Source organism: Vibrio sp. 970 (assembly GCF_033339075.1).
Window position 1 is genome coordinate 1 of sequence record NZ_JAWOTW010000890.1, and the last position, 503, is coordinate 503.

Consider the following 503-nt stretch of genomic DNA (forward strand, 5'->3'; position numbering starts at 1 on the left):
TACCTGCTATTTAGCGATAAAAAAGTGCGTCATCCGTTTGGCAAATACCAACGCTCTCCCGCTCGGTTCAATCGTTCCCGAAACGCAAAAGAGCTTGGTATCAATTTGGATGTAAATTATGGAATTCAACCCAAATCGCTTAGTGGCACCAGTATGCTCACTGGCTCTGGTTGCCCTACCGGCTTTCAATGTGGTGGCGCAATCGCCAGCCAATACGAAAGCACAACAAGAAGCGCAAGCTCAATCAATCCAAGCCCAATCAACCAATGAGCTAGCAAACCTCATTAGCGTTGCATTGAGCAACGATGGCAACCGCAAGCAATTCTATGCTCAATCGGAAGCGATGCGTGAAACAGGCGTAGCCAGCGCAACCTTGATGGACCCGAAACTGAAAGTCGGTTTTGGTGGTTTGCCTGTCGATAGCTTCAAATTTGACGAAGATCCAATGACCAACATCTCCGTCGGTTTGATGCAACAGTTCGAACGTGGCTCGACGCTCAACC

Annotated in this window: 1 pseudogene; it reads left to right on the plus strand. The window is 48.5% G+C overall.

Features of this window, described 5'->3' with window-relative positions:
* Window positions 1–118 precede the first annotated feature (118 nt).
* Window positions 119–503, plus strand: a pseudogene (locus tag R7Q11_RS29755) (copper transporter); the annotation flags it as partial.